Annotated in this window: 22 protein-coding genes; 1 reads left to right on the top strand and 21 read right to left on the bottom strand. The window is 72.8% G+C overall.

Going from position 1 to position 17558, the window contains the following annotated elements; all coding sequences use genetic code 11:
- Positions 1-20: 20 nt before the first annotated feature.
- The 11 genes from lgt to hisI all read right to left on the bottom strand — a co-directional run bounded on the left by lgt (position 21) and on the right by hisI (position 8947).
- Positions 21-1058, bottom strand: a complete 1038-nt coding sequence (gene lgt, locus ACIQGQ_RS15585) for a prolipoprotein diacylglyceryl transferase (RefSeq protein ID WP_402395545.1) — start codon at positions 1056-1058, stop codon at positions 21-23.
- A gap of 109 nt (positions 1059-1167) precedes the next feature.
- A complete protein-coding gene (locus ACIQGQ_RS15580) occupies positions 1168-1995 on the bottom strand; it encodes a DsbA family protein (protein WP_402395542.1) in 828 nt (275 codons plus the stop codon).
- A 74-nt stretch (positions 1996-2069) separates the two neighbouring features.
- Entirely contained in the window at positions 2070-2882 is an 813-nt protein-coding gene (trpA, locus tag ACIQGQ_RS15575) for a tryptophan synthase subunit alpha (RefSeq protein WP_402395539.1), read from the bottom strand.
- Positions 2879-4120, bottom strand: a complete 1242-nt coding sequence (trpB, locus tag ACIQGQ_RS15570) for a tryptophan synthase subunit beta (protein WP_402395536.1) — start codon at positions 4118-4120, stop codon at positions 2879-2881. Before trpB ends, trpA begins: the two co-directional genes overlap by 4 nt.
- A 136-nt stretch (positions 4121-4256) precedes the next feature.
- Positions 4257-4436 (bottom strand): tryptophan biosynthesis modulator TrpM, encoded by a 180-nt coding sequence (gene trpM / locus ACIQGQ_RS15565; RefSeq protein WP_352275103.1) that lies wholly within the window; start codon positions 4434-4436, stop codon positions 4257-4259.
- A 46-nt stretch (positions 4437-4482) separates the two neighbouring features.
- Entirely contained in the window at positions 4483-5292 is an 810-nt protein-coding gene (trpC, locus tag ACIQGQ_RS15560) for an indole-3-glycerol phosphate synthase TrpC (protein ID WP_352274943.1), read from the bottom strand.
- A 114-nt stretch (positions 5293-5406) separates the two neighbouring features.
- A complete protein-coding gene (locus tag ACIQGQ_RS15555) occupies positions 5407-5922 on the bottom strand; it encodes a DUF2752 domain-containing protein (protein ID WP_402395533.1) in 516 nt (171 codons plus the stop codon).
- 83 nt (positions 5923-6005) lie between these two features.
- Complete coding sequence (locus tag ACIQGQ_RS15550) at positions 6006-6257, bottom strand: HGxxPAAW family protein (RefSeq protein WP_402395530.1); 252 nt, start codon at positions 6255-6257, stop codon at positions 6006-6008.
- A 136-nt stretch (positions 6258-6393) separates the two neighbouring features.
- Positions 6394-7044, bottom strand: a complete 651-nt coding sequence (locus ACIQGQ_RS15545) for a TIGR02234 family membrane protein (protein ID WP_366294415.1) — start codon at positions 7042-7044, stop codon at positions 6394-6396.
- Between the two features lie 14 nt (positions 7045-7058).
- Positions 7059-8552 (bottom strand): anthranilate synthase component I, encoded by a 1494-nt coding sequence (locus tag ACIQGQ_RS15540; protein WP_402395526.1) that lies wholly within the window; start codon positions 8550-8552, stop codon positions 7059-7061.
- A gap of 11 nt (positions 8553-8563) precedes the next feature.
- Entirely contained in the window at positions 8564-8947 is a 384-nt protein-coding gene (hisI, locus tag ACIQGQ_RS15535) for a phosphoribosyl-AMP cyclohydrolase (RefSeq protein WP_402395524.1), read from the bottom strand.
- A gap of 84 nt (positions 8948-9031) precedes the next feature.
- Here hisI and ACIQGQ_RS15530 point away from each other — a divergent pair, with 84 nt between their 5' ends.
- The gene (locus tag ACIQGQ_RS15530) at positions 9032-9664 is read left to right on the top strand and encodes a TIGR03085 family metal-binding protein (protein ID WP_402395521.1); all 633 of its coding nucleotides are present in this window, start codon (positions 9032-9034) and stop codon (positions 9662-9664) included.
- A 26-nt stretch (positions 9665-9690) separates the two neighbouring features.
- On the opposite strand, the gene ACIQGQ_RS15525 is transcribed toward ACIQGQ_RS15530, so the two are convergent.
- The 10 genes from ACIQGQ_RS15525 to hisD form a co-directional block, all read right to left on the bottom strand.
- Positions 9691-10965, bottom strand: a complete 1275-nt coding sequence (locus ACIQGQ_RS15525) for an MFS transporter (RefSeq protein ID WP_402395519.1) — start codon at positions 10963-10965, stop codon at positions 9691-9693.
- Between the two features lie 19 nt (positions 10966-10984).
- The gene (locus tag ACIQGQ_RS15520; protein ID WP_402395516.1) at positions 10985-11572 is read right to left on the bottom strand and encodes an ArsR/SmtB family transcription factor; all 588 of its coding nucleotides are present in this window, start codon (positions 11570-11572) and stop codon (positions 10985-10987) included.
- A 154-nt stretch (positions 11573-11726) separates the two neighbouring features.
- Entirely contained in the window at positions 11727-12482 is a 756-nt protein-coding gene (gene hisF, locus ACIQGQ_RS15515; protein WP_402395513.1) for an imidazole glycerol phosphate synthase subunit HisF, read from the bottom strand.
- Complete coding sequence (locus ACIQGQ_RS15510; RefSeq protein WP_366294394.1) at positions 12479-12877, bottom strand: RidA family protein; 399 nt, start codon at positions 12875-12877, stop codon at positions 12479-12481. The genes hisF and ACIQGQ_RS15510 overlap by 4 nt, the downstream gene beginning before the upstream one ends.
- On the bottom strand, positions 12874-13599 hold the full coding sequence (priA, locus tag ACIQGQ_RS15505; RefSeq protein ID WP_352274933.1) for a bifunctional 1-(5-phosphoribosyl)-5-((5-phosphoribosylamino)methylideneamino)imidazole-4-carboxamide isomerase/phosphoribosylanthranilate isomerase PriA: 726 nt from the start codon (positions 13597-13599) through the stop codon (positions 12874-12876). Before priA ends, ACIQGQ_RS15510 begins: the two co-directional genes overlap by 4 nt.
- On the bottom strand, positions 13599-14240 hold the full coding sequence (gene hisH, locus ACIQGQ_RS15500; RefSeq protein WP_376686885.1) for an imidazole glycerol phosphate synthase subunit HisH: 642 nt from the start codon (positions 14238-14240) through the stop codon (positions 13599-13601). The genes priA and hisH overlap by 1 nt, the downstream gene beginning before the upstream one ends.
- A gap of 10 nt (positions 14241-14250) precedes the next feature.
- Positions 14251-14418 (bottom strand): hypothetical protein, encoded by a 168-nt coding sequence (locus tag ACIQGQ_RS15495; protein WP_376686886.1) that lies wholly within the window; start codon positions 14416-14418, stop codon positions 14251-14253.
- Positions 14415-15008, bottom strand: coding sequence for an imidazoleglycerol-phosphate dehydratase HisB (gene hisB, locus ACIQGQ_RS15490; protein WP_366294384.1), 594 nt, complete (start codon positions 15006-15008; stop codon positions 14415-14417). Before hisB ends, ACIQGQ_RS15495 begins: the two co-directional genes overlap by 4 nt.
- Positions 15005-16126 carry a histidinol-phosphate transaminase gene (locus ACIQGQ_RS15485; RefSeq protein ID WP_402395507.1) on the bottom strand — a complete coding sequence of 374 codons (1122 nt, stop codon included), beginning with the start codon at positions 16124-16126 and terminating at the stop codon, positions 15005-15007. Before ACIQGQ_RS15485 ends, hisB begins: the two co-directional genes overlap by 4 nt.
- Positions 16123-17445, bottom strand: coding sequence for a histidinol dehydrogenase (gene hisD, locus ACIQGQ_RS15480; protein WP_402395505.1), 1323 nt, complete (start codon positions 17443-17445; stop codon positions 16123-16125). Before hisD ends, ACIQGQ_RS15485 begins: the two co-directional genes overlap by 4 nt.
- Between the last annotated feature and the right edge of the window lie 113 nt (positions 17446-17558).

Below are 17558 nucleotides of genomic sequence, written 5' to 3'. Positions count from 1 at the left end.
AGGTACCAGGTCTCCGTGGCTCAGCCGTTCTTGGCCGGCTCCGCGGTGTCCTTCTTCGTCAGCTTGTCCGACACCTTCGGCTCGTCCCCGGGCCCGTCGCCCTCGGTGTCGGCCTCGTCCTCCGCGGCCGGCCCGGCATCGGCGTCCGCCGCCTTCGCGTCCTCGGCCTCCGCGGCGTCCGCCTTCTTCGCCCCGTCCTCGCCCTCGGAGGCGTCACCCGCGGCCTCGGCGGCCGCTTCCTCGGCGGCGCCGGGCTCCACGATCTCCTCGCGCCCCGGACGCACCTTCGCCGAGACGACCATGTAGACCACGGCCAGGACGAAGACGATCAGCGCGGTCCACACGTTCAGGCGCAGGCCCAGGACGTGGTGGGCCTCGTCGACCCGCATGTACTCGATCCAGCCCCGGCCCGCGCAGTACGCCGCGACGTACAGGGCGAAGGCCCGGCCGTGCCCGAGCTTGAAGCGGCGGTCGGCCCAGATGACCAGCAGGGCGACACCGATGCACCACAGCGACTCGTACAGGAACGTCGGGTGGTACGTGCCCGCGACCCGGTTGGGGCCCTCGCTGATCTTCAGCGCCCACGGCAGGTCGGTCGGCTTGCCGTACAGCTCCTGGTTGAACCAGTTGCCCCAGCGGCCGCAGGCCTGGGCCAGGGCGATCCCGGGGGCCAGCGCGTCGGCCCAGGCCGGCAGCGGGATGCCCCGGCGGCGGCAGCCGATCCAGGCGCCGACGGCACCGAGCGCGATCGCGCCCCAGATGCCGAGGCCGCCCTGCCAGATCTTGAAGGCGTCGACCCAGTTCTGGCCCTCGCTGAAGTACAGCTGGTAGTCGGTGATGACATGGTAGAGACGGCCGCCGACGAGGCCGAAGGGCACCGCCCAGACGGCGATGTCGGCGACGGTTCCGGCTCTGCCGCCCCGGGCGACCCAGCGCTTGTTGCCGAACCAGACAGCGACGAAGACGCCGATGATGATGCAGAACGCGTAGCCGCGGAGCGGGATCGGGCCGAGATCGATCACGCCGGTCGACGGGCTGGGAATGTAGGCAAGTTCCATGGCAGAGTCGACGCTACCTTGCCGGGTGGGGGCTGGGGCAACCCACCCGACAACGTATGGGTAACGGGCCGGTCATCGAATTCCCTTCCGGGCACGGCCCGGTGGCCGGTCAGGAACCCGGCGGGGCAGGGGAGACCGAGCCCGGCTTCTTGCCCTTGTTGGCCTCGGCCACCCACTTCTTCAGGTTCTCCACGGTGATCGGCTCATTGCCCTTCTTCGGGAAGATCGCCTCCCCGTTGAGCAGCGCGGTGGGCGTGCCCTGGAAGCCGCCGTTCTGGAAGGCCGTGTTGGACTTCTTGACCCAGCTGTCGTGCTTTCCGTCCTCCACGCAGCTACGGAACGTGGCGGTGTCGAGACCGGGGACCTTGCCGGAGAGCTCGATCAGCTTGGCGTTGTCGCCGAAGGCGTCGTCGGTCTCCTGCGGCTGGTTGCGGTAGAGCACGTCGTGGTAGGCGGGGAACTTCCCTGCGTCCTGTGCGCAGGCCGCGGCGTTGGCCGCGCGCAGCGAGCCGCTGCCGCCGAGGTTGCCGTCGATGATCGTGGCGAGGTGGTACTCGACCTTGAGCTGTCCGCTGTTCTCCAGCTCGTGGACGGTGTCGCGGAAGGCGTTCTCGAACTGGGCGCAGACCGGGCAGCGGAAGTCCTCCCAGATGGTGAGCGTGGACGGGGCGTCGTCCGCGCCGACCGGGATGGCCAGGCTGTCCTTCCCGGTCGCGCCGGACGGGGCGACGGCGGGGCCCGCCGCCGCGCCCTTGCTGTTCTTGCCGCCGCTGTTCGCGGCGATCACGCCGACGACGGCGGCCAGCGCCAGCACGCCCACCACGGCGCTGGAGACGATCAGCGTGCGCCTGCGGCGCTCGCCCGCCCGCTCGCGCTCACGCTGCTGTGCGAGCCGCTCGCGCGCGGCCCTCTTTCCCTGTTCGTTCTTCTCGCTCACAACCGCAGCAACGAACCGGGGAGGCACACGCGCGCCTCCCCGGTCAAGGTCCACCCGTTCGGGTGACGCCGCGATCAGCGCTTTCGAACGCCCTCGGCGAGTTCGCCCGCCAGGGAACGGACGGCGGCCAGCCCGGCCGCCTCGTCGGGGGCGTCGAGCATCGCCTTGACGAAGGCGGAGCCGACGATCACCCCGTCGGCGAAGCCCGCGACCTCGGCGGCCTGCTCGGCGTTCGAGACGCCGAGGCCGACGCAGACCGACAGGTCGGTGGTGGCGCGGGTGCGCCGGACGAGGTCCTGGGCCTGGTCGCCGACCGATGCGCGGGTGCCCGTGACGCCCATCAGCGAGGCCGCGTAGACGAAGCCGGAACCGGCCGCGGTGATGGTGGCGAGGCGCTCGTCCCTGCTGCTCGGCGCGACGACGAAGACGGTCGCGAGACCGTGCTTGCCGGCGTGCTCCCGCCACAGGGCGGACTCCTGGACGGGCAGGTCGGGCAGGATGCACCCGGCGCCGCCCGCCTCGGCGAGCTCGGCGGTGAAGCGCTCGACGCCGTACCGGTCGATCGGGTTCCAGTACGTCATGACGAGGATCGGGACGCCGGTCGCCCGGTGCGCCTCGCGGACCGTGCGCAGTACGTCGGCGATCTTCACGCCGCCGCGCAGGGCGATGTCGTCGGCGGTCTGGATGACCGGTCCGTCGAGCACCGGGTCGCTGTGCGGCAGGCCGACCTCGATGATGTCGGCGCCGCCCTCGACGGCCGCCTTCACGGCCGCGATGCCGCCGTCGATGGTCGGGAACCCGGCCGGGAGGTAGGCGACGAGCGCGGCCCGGTCCTCCCCCTTCGCCCGTGCCAGGGTGGTTTCCAACAGCTCCACGTTGCCGCTCACTTGCCGTCCTCCGCCCCGTCGTACAGCCCGAAGTAGCGGGCCGCGGTGTCCATGTCCTTGTCGCCCCGGCCGGACAGGTTGACCACGAGCAGCCCGTCCTTGCCGAGTTCCCTGCCGACCTCCAGCGCCCCGGCCAGCGCGTGGGCGCTCTCGATGGCCGGGATGATCCCCTCGGTGCGGGAGAGGAGGCGGAGCGCCCGCATGGCGTCGTCGTCGGTGACCGCGCGGTACTCGCCGCGGCCGATGTCCTTGAGGTACGAGTGCTCCGGGCCGATGCCCGGGTAGTCCAGGCCGGCCGAGATGGAGTACGGCTCGGTGATCTGGCCCTCGTCGTCCTGGAGGACGTAGCTGCGCGAGCCGTGCAGGATGCCGGGCTCGCCCGCGGTCAGGGTCGCCGCGTGCTCGCCGGTCTCCACGCCGTGCCCGGCGGGCTCGCAGCCGATCAGCCGGACCCCCTCGTCGGGGATGAAGGTGTGGAAGAGCCCGATGGCGTTGGAGCCGCCGCCGACGCAGGCGATGGCGGCGTCCGGCAGCCGGCCGGTCCGCTCCAGGATCTGGCGGCGGGCCTCGACGCCGATGACCCGGTGGAAGTCGCGCACCATGGCGGGGAAGGGGTGCGGTCCGGCGACGGTGCCGAAGAGGTAGTGCGTGTTGTCCACGTTGGCGACCCAGTCGCGGAACGCCTCGTTGATGGCGTCCTTCAGGGTCCGGGAGCCGGACTTCACGGCGATGACCTCGGCGCCGAGGATCCGCATCCGCGCCACGTTCAGCGCCTGCCGCTCGGTGTCGACCTCGCCCATGTAGATGGTGCAGTCGAGGCCGAAGAGGGCGCAGGCGGTGGCGGTGGCGACGCCGTGCTGGCCGGCGCCGGTCTCGGCGATGACCCGGGTCTTGCCCATCCGCCGGGTGAGCAGCGCCTGCCCCAGCACGTTGTTGATCTTGTGCGAGCCGGTGTGGTTGAGGTCCTCGCGCTTGAGGAAGACCCGGGCGCCGCCCGCGTGCTCCGCGAACCGCGGCACCTCGGTGAGCGCGCTGGGCCGGCCGGTGTAGTTGACCATGAGGTCGTTGAGCTCGGCGGCGAAGGCCGGGTCGGCCTTGGCCTTGTCGTACTCGACGGCGACCTCGTCGACGGCGGCGACCAGCGCCTCCGGGATGAACTTGCCGCCGAACGCGCCGAAATAGCCCTCGGCGCTGGGGATCAGACCCTCGGGGTCCGGAAGGAAGAAGTCAGATGACATCCGACATGGCTCCTCGTCATCGCAATGGGTGAGTGGACCGTTTGCGCCATGAGCAGAGCACCACCCGGCCGTGAGGAGGCTCGGGCGGTTCGATCGTACGTACGGTGACCGGAGCGGTCCGGTACGTCGGCCGGGGTCAGCTGGGCGCGGACCCCGTGCGCCATCGCATGCCGTTGACCTGTCCGGGTTCGTCACCGATCACGTACCGCACCCGACGGCCGTGGACGCGCCGGGCGGGGGCCCGGCAGCCACGGGGCCGGCAGCCGCGCGCCAGCGGGGCGTGCGGGACCCGGACCGTCGCGCCGGTGGGGCGCAGGCCCTGCCGGGGACGGGACGCGGGGCGGACGTCGGACACGGGTGGGTCAGCCCCGTCCGTGCCGGAGGGCGGGGTGGGCGCCGGCGGCCACCAGGTCGGCGACGGCGGCGCGCGGGTCACGGCCGGTGACCAGGGACTCGCCCACGAGCACCGCGTCGGCGCCCGCGTTGGCGTAGGCGATCAGGTCGTGCGGACCGCGGACGCCGGACTCGGCGACCTTGACGATGTGGTCCGGGATCTCCGGGGCGACCCGGTCGAAGGTGGAGCGGTCGACCTTGAGGTCCTTCAGGTTGCGGGCGTTGACGCCCACGACCTTCGCCCCGGCGGCGACGGCGCGCTCCGCCTCCTCCTCGTCGTGCACCTCGACCAGCGGCGTCAGGCCGATGGACTCGGCGCGCTCGATCAGCGAGACCAGCGCTTCCTGGTCCAGGGCGGCGACGATCAGCAGGGCCAGGTCGGCTCCGTAGGCGCGGGCCTCCCAGAGCTGGTACGACGTGACGATGAAGTCCTTGCGGAGGATCGGGATGTCGACCTTGGCGCGGACGGCCTCCAGGTCGGCGAGCGAGCCGCCGAAGCGGCGCTGCTCGGTGAGGACCGAGATGACGGACGCGCCGCCCGCCTCGTAGTCCGCGGCGAGACCGGCCGGGTCGGCGATCGCGGCCAGCGCGCCCTTGGAGGGGCTGGACCGCTTGACCTCGCAGATGACGTTGACGCCCTCGCCGCGCAGGGCGGCGGCTCCGTCCTTGGCCTGCGGGGCACGCGCGGCGCGTTCCTTCAGCTCGTCGAGGCTGACGCGCGCCTGCCGCTCCGCGAGGTCGGCGCGTACGCCGTCGATGATCTCGTCGAGCACACTCACGCGAGCGGCCCCCTTCCGGAACGGTGATGAGGGAACAGGATCAGCCGTGTCCATGCTATCCGCAGAAGGCCGTCGACCCGAACCTGATAGCCGAATGTCCCACTACCTGGGCATTCAAGGGGCCAGAACCGATCCGAACGGCAGATTCCGCACGACGGAGAAGGCCAGCACCACGGCTCCGACGCCCCACCAGACGGCGGGTCGCACCGCCAGGCTCATCGGTCTGCCGCGGGCGGCGCGGACCATCCAGAGCGTCCACAGGACGGCGAAGGCCGCGTAGCCGACGACGGCGAGGGCGTTGGAGCCGAGGGCGGCGGCGATGTCGCCGTGCGCCACCGCGTGGGCGCTGCGCAGTCCGCCGCACCCGGGGCAGTAGATCCCGGTGAACCGGAGCAGCGGGCAGAGCGGGTAGTGGCCGGGCTCGTTGGGGTCGACGGTGCCGACGTAGCCGAAGGCGCCGACGACGACGGCCAGGACGGCCACCGGTGTGGCCAGTCGCCGGACGCGCGAGGCGGGCACGGGGGCCGGGGGGAAGTGCGGCGGGTACGGCGGGCCGGGCAGGGGGGCGGGCCCGGCTGCCGGGGCGGGTACCCGTTCCGGGGTGACGGCGGGGTCGGTCGATGCGTCCACCCGGTGATTGTCCCCGCTGACGCGTCGAGGCGCAGCCCGGTGGTCCGGGCCGCGCCTCGCGTGCGTACGGGTGCCGTGCGGCGTCAGGCGGAGACCTGCGCCTGTCCGGCGCGGGCCCGGGCGGCGGCCATCTCCGCCGACTCCTTCGGCATGCCGAGGCCCGCGGCCTTCATCGCGAGACCGACGACTCCGCCGAGGAGGACGACGCCGATTCCGGCCCAGAAGCCGACGGGGCTGGCCGCGACCATGAAGAGGCCCGCGACGCAGAAGCCGATGAAGGAGATGATGACACCGGTCCAGGCGGCCGGGGTGTGTCCGTGGCTGCTGCCCGCCATGAGTTGCTCCTTGTTGGTGTTGCGCTGGTGGTTTCGCCGCCGGCAAGCCGCTGTACGCGGCGCTGGTGCCGCCGTGCTGGAAGCTCGGCCCCCATTGTCCCGTACGAACGGGTCGGACGTGATCTCGGGGTACGTCCTAGCGCGTCGGGTCCTCGCCGCGGTCGAGGGCCTTCCAGAGGTCCTCGGGCCGGTCCGGGTCCAGGGGGCGGGCGGTCTTGCGGGGGCGGGGGGTGCCGTCGCGCTCGTACCGGCCCGACATGGTGGGCCAGCGCCCGCCGTACCGCAGGGCGAGCAGGCCGGCGAGGAGGATCAGCAGGCCGCCGGCCGCGGTGACGTAGGGCCAGGCGGTGTGGGCGAGCGCGCCGATGGTCGCGGAGGTGTCGCCGGTGGTCTCGGCGGCCTTCTCGTCGAGCGCCGCGCTGTCGACGGCGCCGAGGCAGGCGCTCAGTCCGGCGCCGAGGCCGCTGAGGGCGAGGAGCCCGGCGACGGCCGTCCGGGAGGCCCCGCGGACGGCGAAGACGGCGACCAGGGCGGCGAGGCCGACGATCGCCAGGGCCGCCGGGACGCCCGTGACGTCGCGGCCGTCGGCGCTCAGCGGCAGCGAGCCGCCGCCGACGGCCGCCACGCCCTCGGCCCAGGTCTGGCCGGAGGCGAGCAGGACGACGGCGGCGCCGGCCGCTCCGAGGAGCAGGCCGGAGGCCAGGGTGCGGCGGCTCGCCGGGGCGTCGGGGGCGGTGACGGCTCGGGCACGGGGCGGGGGTACGGGGACAGCGCTCACGTACTCCACTATCCCCTACCGCCTCACGCGTGGCCGAGCCGGTTGGCCGTATGGACCGCGCGGAGCACCGCGGCGGCCTTGTTGCGGCATTCGGTGTCCTCGGCGACCGGGTCGGAGTCGGCGACGACCCCGGCCCCGGCCTGGACGTACGCGGTGCCGTCGCGGAGCAGGGCGGTGCGGATGGCGATGGCGGTGTCGGAGTCCCCGGCGAAGTCGAGGTAGCCGACGCAGCCGCCGTACAGGCCGCGGCGGGTCGGCTCCAGCTCCTCGATGATCTGCATCGCGCGGGGCTTGGGGGCGCCGGAGAGGGTGCCCGCGGGGAAGCACGCGGTGAGGACGTCGAAGGCGGTGCTGCCCTCGGCGACCCGGCCGGTGACGGTGGAGACGATGTGCATCACATGGGAGTAGCGCTCGATCGACATGAAGTCGACGACCTCGACGGTGCCCGGGGCGCAGACCCGTCCCAGATCGTTGCGGCCGAGGTCGACGAGCATCAGGTGCTCGGCGCGTTCCTTCGGGTCGGCGAGGAGTTCGTCGGCGAGGGCCTGGTCCTCCTGCGGGGTGGCGCCGCGGTGCCGGGTTCCGGCGATCGGGTGGACCATGGCCCGCCCGTCCTCGACCTTGACCAGGGCCTCCGGGCTGGAGCCCGCGATGTCGAAGCCGTCGAACCGGAGGAGGTACATGTACGGCGACGGGTTGGTGGCGCGCAGTACCCGGTAGACGTCCAGCGCGCTCGCGGTGCACGGGGTCTCGAAGCGCTGGGAGGGGACGACCTGGAAGGCCTCGCCGGCCCGGATCCGCTCCTTCACGTCCTCGACGGCGTCCTGGTACGCCGGTCCGCCCCAGCGCACGGTGTACGGGGGGAGCTCGGAGTCCGGGAGGGCGGCGGGGGCGTTCTCGACGGGGCGGGAGAGGTCGCGCTCCATGGCGTCGAGGCGGGCGACGGCGTCCGTGTACGCCTCGTCGACGCCGGTGGCGAGGTCGTTGTGGTTGATCGCGTTGGCGATCAGCAGGACGGTGCCGTCCCGGTGGTCGAGGACGGCCAGGTCGGAGGTGAGCAGCATGGTCAGCTCGGGGAGGCCGAGTTCGTCCTCGGTGCTGTCGCCGATCTTCTCCAGGTGGCGCACGACGTCGTAGCCGAGGTAGCCGACCATGCCGCCGGTGAAGGGCGGCAGCCCGTCGTCGGCGACCAGGTCACGGGGGGTGTGCAGGATCTCGACGGTGGCGCGCAGGACCTCCAGCGGGTCCCCGTCGAGGGGGACGCCGACCGGTGGGACGCCCAGCCAGTGGGCCCGGCCGTCGCGGGCGGTGAGGGTGGCGGCGCTGCGTACGCCGATGAAGGAGTAGCGCGACCAGGTGCGGCCGTTCTCCGCCGATTCCAGGAGGAAGGTGCCGCTGCGTTCGCCCGCGAGCTTGCGGTAGAGGCCCACCGGGGTGTCGCCGTCCGCGAGGAGCCTGCGGCTGACGGGGATGACGCGCCGGTCGACGGCCAGCTTGCGGAAGGTTTCGAGATCCATGGCGGCAGACCCTACTGTCCCAGCGGGAGGACGTCGGCGTCGAAGCAGGTGCGGTCGCCGGTGTGGCAGGCGGCACCCGTCTGGTCGACCTTGACGAGGACGGTGTCGGCGTCGCAGTCCAGGGCGACGGACTTGACCTCCTGGGTGTGGCCGGAGGTGTCGCCCTTGACCCAGTACTCCTGGCGGCTGCGGGACCAGTAGGTGCAGCGGCCGGTGGTGAGGGTGCGGTGCAGGGCCTCGTCGTCCATCCAGCCGAGCATCAGGACCTCGCCGGTGTCGTACTGCTGGGCGATGGCCGGGAAGAGCCCGTCGGTCCCGCGCTTGAGGCGGGCGGCGATCGCCGGGTCGAGGCGGTCGGACGGCGGCGGGGTGCTGGGGGTGGGCGCGCTGGTCATGGGGCCATTGTGCCGTGGCCGGGGCGCCGGTCCGGTGTGCTGTCCACTGGGCGGACCGGGTGCGGCGGTCGTACGCTGGCGACCATGTCGACCCATGCGAAGCGCGAACGACTTCTGCTCGCCGACCTGTTGGAGGCCGTGGGCCCGGAGGCCCCGACCCTGTGCGCCGGCTGGACCGCCCGGGACCTGGCCGCCCATGTGGTGGTCCGGGAGCGGCGGCCGGACGCGGCGGGCGGGCTCCTGGTGGGCGCCCTGCGGAACCGGTTGGAACGGGTGCAGGGCGAGTTCGCCGCGAAGCCGTACGAGGAGCTGATCCAGCTGATCCGCACCGGGCCTCCGAGGTTCTCCCCGTACGCCGTGAAGCAGGTCGACGAGGCCGCCAACACCGTGGAGTTCTACATCCACACGGAGGACGTGCGGCGGGCCCAGCCGGACTGGACGCGGCGCGAGCTGGACCCGGTCTTCGCCGATCTGCTCTGGTCGCGGACCGAGCGGACGGCGCGGCTGCTGGGGCGGAAGTCCCCGGTGGGGCTGGTGCTGCGCCGCCCGGACGGCCGTACGGTCGTGGCGCACAAGGGCGCCCCGGTGGTGACGGTGACCGGTGAGCCGGGCGAGCTGCTGCTCTTCGCGTTCGGCCGGCAGTCGGCGGCGGCGGTGGGGCTGGAGGGCGACAAGGAGGCGGCGGACCGGCTGGGGACGGCGGAGCTGGGGATGTAAGCCCGGCCCGCCCGCCCCCGGGCCGGTCAGGCGGGGAGCTCGGCGCGGCGCAGCCGGGTGAAGGCCAGGCCGGTCAGTGCCCCGAGGACGCAGACGGCGGCGCTGGCGGCGAAGACCGGTCCGGTGCCCCAGAGGGCCACGGCCGCTCCGGTGACCGGGAAGCTGAGCGGGGCGATGGCGTGGGTGAAGAGCGTCGAGACCGAGGTGACCCGGCCGAGGTAGGCGGGTTCGGTGACGGTCTGGATCAGGGCGCCGCACAGGGAGCCGCCGAGCCCGGCGAAGAGGCCGACGCAGGCCGCGGCGGTGGCGGCCAGGGCCACCGAGGGCAGCTGGGCCAGGGCGCCGACGGCGACTGCGCCGCTCAGCACGGTCAGGCACATGACCAGCCCGGCGCGGGGCACCCGGCCGCGTACCGCGAGCACCAGCGCCGAGGCACCGGCGCCGAGGCCGAAGGCGGCGCCGATCCAGCCCATGCCGGAGGCGCCCCAGTGGCGTTCCTCGGCGAGCAGGATCAGCCCGAGGTTGAGCGGGCCGACGAAGCCGAGCTCGCTGACGGCGACGACGATCATCAGCGGGCCGAGCAGCGGGTGGCGGCGGATGTGGCGCAGCCCGTCGGCCAGGTCGCCCCAGGCGGTCCTGGAGGCCGTCGCGCCCTCCTGCGCGGGCGCCGGACGCATCCGGAGCGACATCAGCAGCGGCAGCGACACCGCGAAGAGGATCCCGGCCGCGGCGAAGGCGAGCCCCGGTCCGCCGAGCGCCACGGCGAGACCGCCGAGCGGGGCGCCGACGACGTTGGCGGCCCGGGTGGACAGGCCGCGCATGCCCTGGACCCGGGCCAGCTGGCCGGGGGCGGTGACCCGGGGCGGCAGTGCGCCGACGGCGGGCAGGAAGAGGGCGTCGACCACACCGAAGACCAGGGCGACGGCGATCAGCATCCACAGCGCGGGCGAGGAGACCAGCAGGGCTCCGGCCAGGGCGAGGACGACCAGGCAGCGGACGGCGTCGCTGCTGATGACGACCCGGCGCGGCCCGATCCGGTCGGCGAGCACTCCCCCGCCGAGCATCAGGACGGCCCGGGGTATCGAGCCGACGGCGAGGACGATCCCGGTCTGCGCGCCGCCGCCGGTGCGGGCGGCGGCCCAGGCGAGCGCCATGTAGTAGACGCTGTCGCCGATCATCGAGGCGGTGTAGGCGCCGAGCCAGCGCAGCACGTTGCCGTCGCGGTGGGCGGGGCGCTCGGGGGCCGGTGCGGGTGCCGCGGCGGTTTCGATGGCGGCGGTGGCGGTGTCTGTCGCGTTCACGGGATCGGCCTCCGGGGCGTCAGGGGCGGAACGGGAAGGTGTACAGGTGCACCGCGACGTTCTCGCGGCCCTCGCTGTCCCCGGCCGCCTCGCGGGCGCGGCCGAGGGCCTCGTACCGGTCGATCAGCTGGTGCAGTTCGCGGCCGAGCCCGGCGAGTTCCTCGGCGGTGAGGCGGGCCAGGTACTCGGAGCTGGTGGCGGCGCTGCGCCAGTCGGTCGGCCAGGTGGAGGCCGAGTCGAGATAGCGGCGGTACATCTCGACGCGCTGGTCGAAGGAGAGGCGGCCGACGGCGGCGTGGGTGGCGGCCATCTCGGGGGCGTCCTGGAAGTCCTCCTCGTGGAAGCTGACCCCCTTCGAGGCGGGGCGCCACCAGCGCTCGCGGCCGTCCCTGCCCTGCTGGTCGGCCTCCTCGATCAGGCCGTGGTCGGCGAGCTTGCGGAGGTGGTAGCTGACCAGCGAGACCGCTTCGTCGACCTGGTCGGCCAGCTGGGAGGCGGTGGCCTCGCGGGCGATGTGGAGCGCCCGGTACAGCCGCATCCGCAGCGGGTGTCCGAACGCCTTGAGGGTCTCCAGGTCCGAGACCCGGCGCGATTCGTTGCTTGCCATGCCCTCACCGTAAACAGGAAAGGAAAGTTGCGCAATCTTTGTTGCGCAATAAAAGCTGCGGATTCTGGCCGGGGTGGTCACGGGAAGAGCCCGTCGCCGGGCGGGGCCGACTGCTCGGCTCCGCCCGGCGACGGGCTCTTGGGTACTGCTTCGCTCAGCGGACCGGGTGACCGGCCTCCCGCAGGGCGCCCTTGACCTCGGAGATCCGCAGATCGCCGAAGTGGAAGACGGACGCGGCGAGCACCGCGTCGGCCCCCGCCGTGATGGCGGGCGCGAAGTCGGCGAGCCGGCCGGCACCGCCGGAGGCGATCACGGGGACGGTCACATGCGCGCGGACCGCCGCGATCATCTCCGTGTCGTAGCCGTCCTTGGTGCCGTCCGCGTCCATCGAGTTGAGCAGGATCTCGCCCGCGCCCAGCTCGGCGGCGCGGTGCGCCCACTCGACGGCGTCGATGCCGGTGCCCCGGCGGCCGCCGTGCGTGGTCACCTCGAAGCCGCCCCCGGGGGTGCGCCGGGCGTCCACCGAGAGCACCAGGACCTGGCGGCCGAAGCGCTCGGCGATCTCCCGGATCAGCTCGGGGCGGGCGATGGCCGCGGTGTTGACGCCGACCTTGTCCGCGCCGGCCCGCAGCAGCTTGTCGACGTCCTCGGCGGTGCGGACGCCGCCGCCGACCGTGAGCGGGATGAAGACCTGCTCGGCGGTGCGGCGCACCACGTCGTAGGTGGTCTCCCGGTCGCCGCTGGAGGCGGTGATGTCCAGGAAGGTCAGCTCGTCGGCGCCCTCGGCGTCGTACAGCTTGGCCATCTCGACGGGGTCGCCCGCGTCGCGCAGGTTCTGGAAGTTGACGCCCTTGACGACCCGGCCGTTGTCGACGTCCAGGCAGGGGATCACCCGTACCGCGAGGCTCATCGGGCCCCTCCCCGGTACGCCTCGACCTCGACCTCGACGACCAGGCTCGGGTCCACCAGACCGGCGACGACGACCATCGTCGCGACCGGGCGGACCTCGCCGAAGAGCTCCTTGTGGGCGCGGCCGACCTCGTCGGTGTCCCGCACGTGCGTGACGTACATCCGGGTGCGGACGACGTCCTCGCGGCCCAGGCCGACCTGCTCCAGCGCGCGCAGGGCGACCTTGAAGGAGGTGACGGTCTGGTCGTACGGGCCGCCCGCGGCGATCTGCCCGTTCTCCACGGAGGTGCAGCCGGCCACCAGGACCAGCCCGTTCGGCAGCTCCACCGCGCGGGAGTAGCCGAACTTCTCCTCCCAGGGGGCGCCGGAGGAGACGCGCCGGACCGCCTCGCTCATCCGGACACCGCCAGGAGCGCCTCTTCGAGGGTGAAGGCCTCGGCGTACAGCGCCTTGCCGACGATCGCGCCCTCCACGCCGTCCGGGACGAGGGCGGCGATGGCCCGCAGGTCGTCCAGCGAGGAGACGCCGCCGGAGGCGACGACGGGCTTGTCGGTGGCGGCGCAGACGTTCTTCAGGAGCTCCAGGTTGGGGCCCTGGAGCGTGCCGTCCTTGGCGATGTCGGTGACGACGTAGCGGGCGCAGCCCTCGGAGTCGAGCCGGGCCAGCGTCTCGTAGAGGTCGCCGCCGTCGCGGGTCCAGCCGCGGCCGCGCAGCGTGGTGCCGCGGACGTCCAGGCCGACGGCGATCTTGTCGCCGTGCTCGGCGATGACCTTGGCGACCCACTCGGGGGTCTCCAGGGCGGCGGTGCCGAGGTTGACCCGGCGGCAGCCGGTGGCGAGGGCGGCCTCCAGCGAGGCGTCGTCGCGGATGCCGCCGGAGAGCTCGACCTTGATGTCCATGGCGGCGGCGACCTCGGCGATCAGCGCGCGGTTGTCCCCCGTACCGAAGGCGGCGTCCAGGTCGACCAGGTGCAGCCACTCGGCGCCGGAGCGCTGCCAGGCGAGGGCCGCCTCCAGCGGGGAGCCGTAGGACGTCTCGGAGCCGGACTCGCCGTGGACGAGGCGGACGGCCTGGCCGTCGCGGACGTCGACGGCGGGGAGCAGTTCAAGCTTCGGCATTACAGCGTCTCGATCCAGTTGGTCAGCAGCTGGGCACCGGCGTCGCCGGACTTCTCGGGGTGGAACTGGGTGGCCCACAGGGCGCCGTTCTCCACCGCGGCGACGAACGGCTCGCCATGGGTGGCCCAGGTGACCCGGGGGGCGCGGATCTGGGGGTTGGTGACCTCCAGGCTCCACTCGTGCACCGCGTAGGAGTGCACGAAGTAGAACCGGGCGTCGGCGTCGAGACCCGCGAAGAGCTGGGTGTCCTCCGGGGCCCGTACGGTGTTCCAGCCCATGTGCGGGACGACCGGGGCCTGGAGCGGGGAGACCGTGCCGGGCCACTCGTCCAGCCCCTCGGTCTCCACGCCGTGCTCGATGCCGCGCTCGAAGAGGATCTGCATGCCGACGCAGATGCCCATGACGGGGCGGCCGCCGGAGAGCCTGCGGCCGATGATCCATTCGCCGCGGGCCTTCTTCAGCCCCTCCATGCAGGCGGAGAAGGCGCCGACGCCGGGCACCAGCAGCCCGTCGGCGTTCATCGCCTTCTCGTAGTCGCGGGTGATCTCCACGTCGGCGCCGACGTGGGCGAGGGCCCGCTCGGCGGACCGTACGTTCCCGAAGCCGTAGTCGAAGACCACGACCTTCTTCTGCTCGCTCATCCCCCGCCCCTCAGTCCCAGAGTCCCTGGATGCGCAGCACGCCCGCGACCAGGCACATCACGGATGCCAGCCCGAGCAGCACGATGACCCCCTTGGGCATCTTCTGCTTGGAGAAGGAGTAGACACCGCCGGCCAGGAAGAGGCCGACCACGATCAGGATGGTGTTGAGGCCGGTCACAGCGCGCCCTTCGTGGAGGGGATGATCCCGGCGGCGCGCGGGTCGTGCTCGCTGGCGTAGCGCAGGGCGCGGGCGAGCGCCTTGAACTGGCACTCCACGATGTGGTGGGCGTTGCGCCCGTAGGGCACGTGGACGTGCAGGGCGATCTGCGCCTGGGCGACGAAGGACTCCAGGATGTGCCGGGTCATCGTCGTGTCGTAGGAGCCGATCATCGGCGCCATGTTCTCCGGCTCGGTGTGCACCAGGTAGGGGCGGCCGGAGAGGTCGACGGTGACCTGGGCGAGCGACTCGTCCAGCGGGACGGTGCAGTTGCCGAAGCGGTAGATGCCGGTCTTGTCGCCGAGGGCCTGCTTGAAGGCGGCGCCGAGCGCGAGGGCGGTGTCCTCGATGGTGTGGTGCGTGTCGATGTGCAGGTCGCCGTCGGTCTTGACGGTGAGGTCGAAGAGCCCGTGCCGGCCGAGCTGGTCGAGCATGTGGTCGTAGAAACCGACCCCGGTCGACACGTCGACCTCTCCGGTGCCGTCGAGATTGATCTCGACGAGCACCGAGGTTTCCTTGGTGGTGCGTTCCACCCGGCCTACGCGGGTCATGCGTCCAGCTCCTTCTTGAGTTCGCGTACCGCATCGAGGAACGCGTCGTTCTCCGCCGGGGTGCCCGCGGAGACCCGCAGCCATCCCGGTACGCCGTTGTCCCGGACCAGGACGCCCCGGTCGAGAATGCGCTGCCAGGCGGTGTGGCTGTCGGCGAAGCGGCCGAACTGGACGAAGTTCGCGTCCGATTCGGTCACCTGGTAGCCGAGGGCGCGCAGTTCGGTGACGATCCGGTCGCGCTCGCTCTTGAGCTGCGCGACGTATCCGAGCAGCGTATCGGTGTGCTCCAGGGCGGCGAGCGCGGTGGCCTGGGTGATCGAGGAGAGGTGGTACGGCAGCCGCACCAGCTGCACGGCGTCCACCACGGCCGGGTCGGCGGCCAGGTAGCCCAGGCGCAGCCCGGCGGCGCCGAACGCCTTGGACATGGTGCGCGAGAGCACCAGGTTCGGGCGGCCCTCGATCAGCGGGAGCAGCGAGGGGTGGTGGCTGAACTCCCCGTACGCCTCGTCGACGACGACCATCGACGGTCCGGCCGCCTGGGCGGCGTCGTACAGCGCGAGGACGGTCTCCGCGTCGACGGCGGTGCCGGTGGGGTTGTTGGGGGAGGTGATGAAGACGACGTCGGGGCGGTGCTCGGCGACGACCGCGCGGGCGGCCTCGACGTCGATGGTGAAGTCCTCGTTGCGCGGCCCGGAGATCCAGCCGGTGCCGGTGCCCCGGGCGATGAGGGCGTGCATCGAGTACGAGGGCTCGAAGCCGATCGCGGTGCGGCCGGGGCCGCCGAAGGTCTGCAGCAGCTGCTGGAGGACCTCGTTGGAGCCGTTGGCCGCCCAGACGTTGGCGAGGGAGACCTCGTGCCCGGCGGTGCGGGTGAGGTAGCGGGCGAGCTCGGTGCGGAGCTCGACGGCGTCCCGGTCGGGGTAGCGGTTGAGGTCGCGGGCGGCCTCGCGGACCCGCTCGGCGATCCGGTCGACCAGCGCCTCGGGCAGCGGGTAGGGGTTCTCGTTGGTGTTCAGCCGCACCGGTACGTCGAGCTGGGGCGCCCCGTACGGGGACTTGCCGCGCAGTTCGTCGCGGACGGGGAGGTCGTCGATGCGGGTGGGGCGGGCGTGCGTCACTGCTGCGGTACCTTCCAGCCGAACCTGGCCTTGAGCGCGGCGCCGTGGGCGGGCAGGTCCTCCGCCTCGGCGAGGGTCACGACGTGGTGGGCGACCTCGGCGAGCGCGTCGCGCGTGTAGTCGACGATGTGGATGCCGCGCAGGAAGGACTGCACCGACAGGCCCGAGGAGTGGCAGGCGCAGCCGCCGGTGGGCAGCACGTGGTTGGAGCCCGCGCAGTAGTCGCCGAGCGAGACCGGGGACCAGGGGCCGACGAAGATCGCGCCGGCGTTGCGGACCCGGGCGGCGACGGCGGAGGCGTCGGCGGTCTGGATCTCCAGGTGCTCGGCGGCGTAGGCGTCGACGACCTTGAGGCCGGCCGCCAGGTCGTCGACGAGGACGATCGCGGACTGGCGTCCGGCCAGCGCGGGCTCGATCCGGTCGGTGACGTGCTTGGTCGCGGCGATCTGCGGCGCCAGCTCGGCCTCGGTGGCGGCGGCCAGCTCGGCGGAGTCGGTGACCAGGACGGCGGCGGCCATCGGGTCGTGCTCGGCCTGGCTGATCAGGTCGGCGGCGACGTGCACCGGGTCGGCGGTGGCGTCGGCGAGGATGGCGATCTCGGTGGGGCCCGCCTCGGCGTCGATGCCGATGCGGCCCTTGAGGAGGCGCTTGGCGGCGGCGACGTAGATGTTGCCGGGGCCGGTGACCAGGTTGACCGACGGGCAGTCGGCCGTGCCGTACGCGAACATCGCGACCGCCTGTGCGCCGCCGGCCGCGTACACCTCGTCGACGCCGAGCAGGGCGCAGGCGGCGAGGATCGTGGGGTGCGGCAGGCCGCCGAACTCCTTCTGCGGCGGGGAGGCGACGGCGATGCCCTCGACGCCCGCCTCCTGGGCCGGTACGACGTTCATGACCACGGACGAGGGGTAGACGGAGCGCCCGCCCGGGACGTACAGCCCGACGCGCTCGACCGGGACCCACTTCTCGGTGACGGTGCCGCCGGGGACGACCTGGGTGGTGTGCGTGGTGCGGCGCTGCTCGCGGTGGACGAGCCGGGCGCGGCGGATCGACTCCTCCAGGGCGGCCCGGACGGCGGGATCCAGCCGCTCGGCGGCGTCGGCGATCGCGGCGGCCGGGACCCGGACGGACCCGACCCGTACGCCGTCGAACTTCTCCCCCCACTCGATCACTGCCTCGGAGCCCCGATGGCGTACGTCCTCGCAGATGGGCCGCACCGTCTCCAGGGCGGCTTCCACGTCGAACTCGGCACGGGGCAGCAGGTCGCGCAGGGCTCCACCCTCGGGAAGGACGGTGCCGCGCAGATCGATTCGAGAGATCACACCGCAATTCTCGCAGACCGCCCGCGCCGCCCGAGCGCCCGTATCACTGGCTGATACATGCCTTGGATGTCACTGGTGACCAATAGCTTTCACAAGGTCACTCAGAGGGAAGA

The sequence above is a fragment of the Streptomyces sp. NPDC092952 genome, assembly GCF_044754785.1.
Taxonomy (GTDB): domain Bacteria; phylum Actinomycetota; class Actinomycetes; order Streptomycetales; family Streptomycetaceae; genus Streptomyces.
The sequence above is the reverse complement of the archived record's forward strand: the minus strand, read 5'-3'. Positions and strand labels throughout refer to the sequence as shown.